5 protein-coding genes are annotated in these 8,298 nt (G+C 54.7%); 2 read left to right on the top strand and 3 right to left on the bottom strand.

What is annotated here, in order from left to right; genetic code table 11:
- Both ABX962_RS23440 and ABX962_RS23435 read right to left on the bottom strand, forming a co-directional pair.
- Positions 1-596: SMC-Scp complex subunit ScpB (locus tag ABX962_RS23440; RefSeq protein WP_372722828.1), on the bottom strand; the 596-nt coding region annotated here is incomplete at its 3' end.
- Positions 597-661: 65 nt separating this feature from the next.
- Positions 662-2,887, bottom strand: coding sequence for a serine/threonine protein kinase (locus ABX962_RS23435; RefSeq protein WP_372722827.1), 2,226 nt, complete (start codon positions 2,885-2,887; stop codon positions 662-664).
- A gap of 90 nt (positions 2,888-2,977) precedes the next feature.
- On the opposite strand from ABX962_RS23435, the gene ABX962_RS23430 reads away from it, so the two are divergent.
- Both ABX962_RS23430 and ABX962_RS23425 read left to right on the top strand, forming a co-directional pair.
- A complete protein-coding gene (locus ABX962_RS23430) occupies positions 2,978-4,375 on the top strand; it encodes an amidohydrolase family protein (protein ID WP_372722825.1) in 1,398 nt (465 codons plus the stop codon).
- A gap of 47 nt (positions 4,376-4,422) precedes the next feature.
- Positions 4,423-5,460: an SAM-dependent methyltransferase gene (locus tag ABX962_RS23425; protein ID WP_372722823.1), complete on the top strand. Its 1,038-nt coding sequence runs from the start codon at positions 4,423-4,425 to the stop codon at positions 5,458-5,460.
- 92 nt (positions 5,461-5,552) lie between these two features.
- Here the strand turns inward: ABX962_RS23425 and ABX962_RS23420 are convergent, their stop codons facing one another.
- Positions 5,553-7,241, bottom strand: coding sequence for a sigma-70 family RNA polymerase sigma factor (locus tag ABX962_RS23420; RefSeq protein WP_372722821.1), 1,689 nt, complete (start codon positions 7,239-7,241; stop codon positions 5,553-5,555).
- Positions 7,242-8,298: the final 1,057 nt, after the last annotated feature.

Raw genomic sequence — 8,298 nt, 5'->3', positions numbered from 1 at the left:
GCTTCGCGGATTTTTCCCGAAAAGGATCTTCGCACATTCTCGACCTCCGGTGAAATCGTCATCCGGTAACCTTGATCATCACGAATGATTCGCAACGCTTGGTCCGCGTCCCGATACGACTGGTTCAGCTTCGCGATCAGCTCAACCACTTCTTCGGGAGTGACCTCACGCATCAGGGCCGCAAGTCGCTGTTCGGTGATCAGTTTGTTTTCAGGGTGACCGATAAACAGTGCCCCTTCGATGATTGCTTCGGGCGTTACCAACTCGTCTACTTCGGCGTCCGCTTCATCTTCGAATGCGGCTTCTAACTCACCAGCATCTGATTCGTTCGCAGCCTCGTCGTCCTCCTCGTTGGGGGCAAAGGCTTCGGGATCATGTTTGGCTGCGGCCCGCGCATAGGCCGCGCCGAGATCATCGAGCGATAGTTCTTCGCCATCGTCGATCCACGGTTCGTCACTCTGCTGTGCCGCGTCGTTGTTGGCCTTCGCCATGTCGTTGTCGGTATTGCCGTTTTCTTGGTTGTTGTCCTGGGACGCGGATTGCAGCGGAGCGTCGTCATCCGCTGGTTCGTCGACATCCTTGTTGGGATCAGCCATTTTGTTTCCTGGTGAGAACCTTTTGAAGGGGCGAGCTTTAAGCGAGTGAGAACCTTTTCGGAGCATCAAACCGCAATGGTTTCGGTCATTCCAGTTCGATCACTCGTGTCCTTGTCCGGGACGCTTTCCGAGGCGACCCTGGATTCGCCCGTACGTTGCACGAAGATCCACAAAATGACGGTCACGAGCAAGATCGATGCGATTGCTGCGGCTCCTTCGGTCAACAGCACTGAACGCATTTGCCCCACCGGCGCCATGACGGTCGAAAGCCGGTACTGGACCAGCACCAACAAATCGGTAGTTTCTTTTGATGGTTCACCTTCTTGGTCCAGCCCTAGACCATCAGGATTCGGCAATTCCACTGCCTGCATCGCGACGATCCAATCACCCGCGTAAGGTTTACCGTCGACACAGTTGGAAACGGGATCTCGATAGTCGACATCGCCTCCTTCCATAATGCGATCGATCAATTTTGCATCAACTTGGAATTTCTCGCCCGCCAGCGTTGTGCCTGCTTCACGCCGCTGGTCCATCAAGGGGTGTTGCAGTACCGTGCCACGCATCGGTCCCTCGCGTGCTTCAATCAGCACCGCGATCTGATTTGCTCCCTGTTCGCTTTGCAGCAACTGAAAGTCACCAAGATTGATTGTGGCTACAAATACGGCATCGGGGCGGGTGTGGTCGTCGGTGAAATAAATCGGAGTGCTCACCGCGATTTTCCAAAGCCCCGTCGCGGTGCTTTGAAACGCCGCCGACAAGTGAGTGCGTTCGAGCGGGGCAATGGTTTCGGGTGGAGTTTCCGGAGCGAGGTCATTCCGTCCGCCGTGGAAATAGCCACGGAATGCAAAGTTGCGCCCGGCACTATTTTGCGATCGTGGAATGGCTTCGTCGTAGACGATTCCGATGATCGTTCCCATCGCATCGGTGATAAACATCGTGGCAAAACGCGGCCGGCGCGATGAGGGGGACGGATCATCGTACCGCTGCAGGCGTTCACGGAGCCAATGGTCGATCCGGAGTCGCGGTTCCGCGTCGAGTATCGCCTCGCGGGCGGCGATCTTCTCAGTCTCGCTGCTACGCGAAGATCCAATGATCTTGCGTGATGATTTCATCTCAGGGTGATTGAATGATTCTTGCAACAGTTGGCGAAGTTCCTGACCGCGTGTTTCGGTTCGCGCGGCTTGAAAGTAGCGTTCGATCTCGCTTTCGAGCGTGCGTGCAGCAAATTTAGCCGCCAATTGATTGCTGCCAAACGCTTCTTGGCGAAGCGCCTTGATCGTGCTCTGGCTTGCGTGCTCGACACTGCGTGCGGCAAAAATTCCGGTTGCCAGCAAAACCAACAGCGGGCCGACAATGCCCAACAACATCAGCGGGCGACGCGCATGGGTGCGGTCGCGACGATTTAGATCCTGCAGGATTTGCTGAACATTCTCGTAACGATCAGCTGGGTTCGGAGCGAGGCATCGGTTGACGATCCGGGCTAACATGCGGTCCACGCCACGCACCAAGAAATGCCCGTTGGGAGGATCGCTTTTGTGAATCGCTTCGCGATACCGCTCGAGTCGTTTGGGAAGCGAGCCCGCGGTATCGATCTCGCCGACGATCGATTCGTCGCGATACGGAGGCGTTCCCGTCAGCAACCGATACAAAATCGCTCCCGCTGCGTAGACGTCCCATTGGGCATCCGGGCTGGAATTCAAATCGGCTTGCTCGGGAGCCATGTAAAAAAGCGTTCCGAGCGCAGGCGTTTGGTCATGCGACATTCGGCTTTGCCCGAAATCGGCCAAGCGAGGCTCGTTGTCGTCACTGAGCAATACGTTGGCAGGTTTCAGGTCACAGTGCAGTACCCCTTTGCCATGACAATGATTCAGCCCCACCACGATCTTGCGGAACATGTCGACCGCTTCGGTTACCGGCATTTGGTGGTTATGTTCAAGGAAGTCTTCGAGCGATCCGCCGGTAACCAATTCCATCACATAATAGGGTGGAACGGCGTCCCAGCCGACCTCGAGCACTTGCACGACGTGGCGATCCGCGGAAAGTTGGACAAGGTTTTTGACTTCGCGACTGAGCAGCGACCAATTGACACCCCCGCGGTGCAGATAGAATTTCACGGCCACGCTGCGTCCGGTGTTCAAATCGAGCCCGACCCAAACTTGACCAAATGCACCGGCGCCAAGAAATTGTTGCAGCCGATAGCCGGGAACTTCCGCGGGGGGCGTGGTTGCCTCTAGCGAGAGTTTTTGGCTTGCCGACTGGCCGCCTGCCGTCTGGTACTCCGTTCGATCCATGTTCACCCGCGTTTACCAACCAATGACATTCAATGACCCAAGACGATGATGGTTAACTTAAACGACGTTATTGTACCGGAGAATGTTCGGATGACTGCCGCCCAAACGAGGTGTAGTCGCAAGAACGTGCCAATCACTCGCATCCCCAAAAAATCTTTCACCAACCTCCGCATCTTCCCGGTCGCAGCGGCGTGGGCTTGGCCAATGATGGTTCCTGCGATGCTGGGGGTGTTCGTCGTCCCGTTGGCAAGCTCCATCGCCGACGGACAGACGCCTGAGACGCCCGAGAGACCCAAGTCGCCTGAGTCGGTCGAAACCAGCATGCTCTCCTCCCCCCCGGTTGCTCCGCTGGACGGACGTGACGGCCGAGAACTTTTACTGAGAAACTTTCGCCCCAAAAGCCAGCTTCGTGTCCCCTCCCACCCCCGCACCCACGCGGCATTTCCCGTTGTCGACGTGCACACTCACTTCTATTACAAGCTGCGGGGAAATTCACAAGCGATCGATGACTTTGTCAAATTAATGGACCGCAACCAGATCGCCGTGTGCGTCTCGTTGGACGGCAAACTTGGGAACCAGCTTGATGCCCATATGAAAGAGCTATGGACCGATTATCGCGATCGCTTTGTCATCTACGCCAATATTGATTGGCAAGGCGACGGAGCCGCCGATGATCCGGCTAGCTGGGATTGCCACCGTCGTGGTTTCGCCGAGCGGACCAGCGAAAAGCTGCGTGACGCCGTGAGTCGAGGCGTCAGTGGATTGAAAATATTTAAACGATTTGGTCTCGGCTACAAAAATCCCGACGGATCGCTAATCAAGATTGACGATCCTCGCTGGGATCCGATTTGGCAGACCTGTGGCGAGCTGCAGATTCCTGTGATTATTCACACCGCCGACCCGGCCGCCTTCTTTGATCCCATTGATGAAACCAATGAACGCTGGGAAGAACTGAGTCGTCATCCCGATTGGAGTTTTTATGGCGACAAGTTCCCGTCGCGTGACTCGCTGCTGGCGGATCGCAACCGCGTGATCGCTCGTCATCCTGAAACGCAGTTCATCGGCGCCCACATGGCCAACAATTCCGAAGACCTAGCCACCGTCGGGCAATGGTTGGATCAATATCCCAATCTGTGGGTCGAGCCGGCGTCGCGGATCAATGAACTTGGACGTCAACCGTATACCGCACGCAACTTCATCATTCGTTATGCCGATCGGATTCTGTTTGGGACCGACGGCCCGTGGCCCGAAGCAAGGCTTCGTTACTACTGGCGATTCTTTGAAACGCGGGACGAAAACTTTCCGTACAGCGAAAAAGTGCCTCCCCCGCAAGGCATGTGGACGATCGACGGCATCGATTTGCCGGACGACGTGCTCAAGAAAATTTACCATCAAAACGCGGCGAAATTGATTCCCGGAGTCGCTGAGCGACTCGCAGCATTTCGTCGTGATCCCCCCGCAACGAATAACCGCAAAGTCTCGCAGTGAATAAGAAAGACAAACTAACGGCTCCGTCATCAGCTCCCTCGTTCGCAATGATGTGTTGCGCCTATGGGGCCGAAAAAGCGGTCAAAGCATCGATCACATCCGAAGGCTGGCGACTTGCCTTTTCGCGGCCTGGGTTTGTTACCGCCAAGCATGACGAAGCCCGCAATCCGCCCAAAGGAATCTTTATCCGGACCTCCTCGTCTTCGTTGGGGCAAGCACGCGGAACCAATGGAGCGTCACTGATTGACACGCTCCGCGGCTTGCTCGAAGAGCGTTATCCCCACGAGTTTCGGTTTGACCAATTGCATCTTTGGCCCAAAGACCGTGCCCCGATCGGCCGATTCGATTTTGAACCGGGGATTGACGAAGTCTCGCGAGCGATCGCTGAGGAAATCTATGCAAAGGTTGGAGCCGATTGGATTCGCTCGGACGCTCCGAACCGCGTCGCCCAACCGGGCGAAAAGATCCTCGATGTCGTGTTGCTCGATCCGTCGCATTGGTTCATTGGCACGCACGAAGCCGAGACGTGGCCAACACGTTGGCCCGGAGGCATCCAACCAATCGACTTGGCCGAAGAACCGGTCTCGCGCGCTTACTATAAAGCCGCCGAAGCGATCCAGTGGAGTGGTTTTGAAATGCAGCGAGGCGATCTTGCCGTCGAGATCGGGTCGGCGCCCGGGGGCGCTTGTGGCCGTCTGCTCGAACTGGGGATGGATGTGATTGGGATTGATCCAGCCGAGATGGATCCGCGTATCGCCCAGCATCCACATTTCCGGCACATCGTCGCCCGCGCCGACGATCTGCCACGCCGCGAGTTCCGCGGCGCTAAATGGATGCTGGTCGATTCCAGTGTCACACCCAACCAAACGCTGGCGACCGTCGCCAATGTGGTTTGCAATCGTAACAGCAATTTCCGCGGTCTGTTGATCACACTCAAGCTGGGGGATTACGACGCTGCGGAGCGAATCGAATCGTGGCGGAGAAAGGTCGAGTCGTGGGGAGCGACCGATGTTCAAATTCGGCAACTCGCTCGCAATCGCTGCGAGGTTTGTTTCGCGGTGCGGTTGCCGGGACGCAGTTCGTAACCAAGACGCAGTTCGTAACCAACAAAAAAACCTCGCACCACGATTGGAATCGCGACGCGAGGTTTTTGAGGAAATTCGATTACGGCGAGGGTTTACGAGCCTAGTTCGACATCGATCTTCGCTTCGTTGGCGGCTTCACGCAATTTCATCAGCGCTCGGACTTCGAGTTGACGAATGCGTTCTTTGGTCACGCCCATCTCGTCGCCGACCTCTTTTAGCGTGAGCGGTTCGTTGCCGCGTCCGAGGCCGAAGCGAGCCGTAATGATCTTTTGTTCGCGTTCATCCAGGCGGTCCAATATTTTTGACAGCTCGCGTTGTCGTGAACGCTGCACCGTTTCTTCGGCGTACGGATCAAGTCGATCGTCTTGACGCGACAAGAATAATTCTTCGGTCGTCGTACGGAATCGATCTCGATGTTTGAACTCGCTGGGAATCGTGCGAGCAAAGTTTTTCATGATTGCCCATGAAGCGTAGGTGCTGAACTTGTTGCCACGTGAGTAATCAAACTTTTCCACGGCACGAATCAACGACATGTTGCCATCGCTGATCAAGGCGAAAAAGTCATCGCTGCTGGCGACGTGACGCTTGGCGATCGAGACGACCAAACGCAAATTGCTTTGCACGATCTTGTTCTTCACTTTGACCGCTTCTTCGTACAGCGAATCAATTTGGTCCATCACCGCAGTACGCGATGCCCCGGCGGTTTCGAGACTGTCTCGTAACCGGCTAGCCTTGTGTTTCAAGTAATTCATTTTGCGGAACAAGTGGTATTCTTGTTCACGATTCAGTAGCGGCACGTCATACAGAGCGGCCAAGTAGCTTGGCAATCCGCTCGGCACGCGGACTTTGCGTGGCGGCGTGGTGGCTTCGGGCAACGGTGCCAAGATTTCAGCTTCGCGGGCTTCGAGAATCCGTGCCGGAGCGTCAAAGTCTTCGTTGTACATATAGTCCAACGGCAACTCCATCACGTGCTGCATTCGCATATCCAACAAGATGCGTTGGACACTCGAACGGGTCCGCTTAAATCGTTTGCACAACTGCGACACCGACGCTCCTTGCGTCGCCAATTTGAAAATGGCTCGTTTGTCGTCGTCGGTCAACGTCGCACGATGGTTGGGGAAGATCGCCAATTGTTGGTGATCGGCATCAAAATTCTTAAGCGTGTAACGAATCGTTTCCGGACTGCGATTCATTTGTTCAGACAATTGCCGAGTCACGTCCGACAAACTCGCTCCGCCTTCGACCAATTGCCGGGCGCGTTCCACCATCTCGCTCTTTTCATCATCGCTGAGTTGGCTGAAACGTTCACCGCGACGAATTTTTTCGCGGTTTTTGGAAATGAAGGCTTCCACACTGCTGTGCAAGAATCCGACGCGTTTGCGTCCGCCGAACAATAACCGGCGGCTGACCAAGCCGGCATCTCGCCAACGGCTGATCGTCTTGGTGGAAACGCTAAACAAACGGCTCAGGTCATCGACGGTATGAACCGGTTCGCTGAACTCATTGACGGCCACATCGGCCGAATCGCTGAGGTCTTCGATCAACAGATGAAGATCGTGCTTCAGATCGGCCGCTTCGACGTTATGTCGACTTGGCTTTTCAGGACGATAGTTCGTGATGCGGAAACAAAGGTAATCAAACGAGTACGGCCGATTCGGCTCGATCTCGCTGCAGAGTTTTTCTGCAAGAGCAGCTTGCTCGACCTTCTTTGCCTTGGGGGCAAATCGAGTCAGCTGATCACGGAGTTCCTGAATTTTTGCGTCGCGATATTCTTCGTGCATCGCCATTCCCTTCCCAGTGCTATGGTACGTGATGTCGATTGACTTCCCTGCGACCCCGGCGGATCGCTCGACTTCGTACCGGTGTTGCCCGGGTATCACCCTATCCGTAGGGCAAGATACTGTTTGTCTCGCTTCCGAAAAATGCAGTTGGAAAAAAACTTTCCATCTCTCACTTCACTTTGCGAAACCACCAACGACTCCTTGCCATTGGCATTCACTCATAGTACGCGAAAAACGCACACTACGTTTCCACTTTTGACCAATTAAATCCGGCGGATGTTCACTTTTTTCTAAGGATTAGGCAATTTCTCGCGAAATCCACTTGGCTTGTGCCTTCGCAGTGAAAACTAACTACCGGCTAACTGACCAACGTAGAGATACAGGAAATTTGGGGCCAAACCGAACCAATTCGGTCAGAAATTTTTGGAAAAATACTGAAACGTGTTGCTCCGCAACGCTTTAGCGTCTCTCCAGCTGAATACCCGTTCTGGGTCAATGCCCGCCAATAGTCCAGTTCAATTGTAAAATTTTCGAAATGTTTGCAAATTCCGTCCCGTCTGGGGGCACCTCGTCTCATTACGCGACACGGTTCTTCGCTTTAACAACTCGACCAATCCTATAGAGGGGGTTGGTTGTTGTCGACCCGTTTCCCGAGATTGTGGTTATTGCCGCTGGCGGCTCCGTTTCCGTTTGATTTGAGGAAGGTGACCGAACTCCGTGCACGAAAGTTTATGGGGAGGGCAACTCGGGTCGTGGGGCAACTCACGGCGTGGGGCAACTCAGGGCGTTGAGTAAAAATGACGAACGACATCTTTGTCGAAAGCCTTGACGATGTCTGCTGAGACCAAGGGTGAAGGCTCGCGTTTAGCAGTATGACGCCGTTTCTGAGGATTGTGCCGGTTTTTTCTTAGCTGTACCCCTGGGGATGGTCGATCAAACAGAGGCAAGGTGGGCGCAACGCAGCGCGGATTCCGGAACCGTTGTTCGACATGGCATCGATGGTTTGCCGGAGATCTTATTAACTCTGGATACTGAAGATAGGTTGGATATGTCACGC

Origin of the sequence: Novipirellula sp. (assembly GCF_041583735.1) — a bacterium.
GTDB lineage: Bacteria > Planctomycetota > Planctomycetia > Pirellulales > Pirellulaceae > Novipirellula.
The sequence above is the reverse complement of the archived record's forward strand: the minus strand, read 5'-3'. Positions and strand labels throughout refer to the sequence as shown.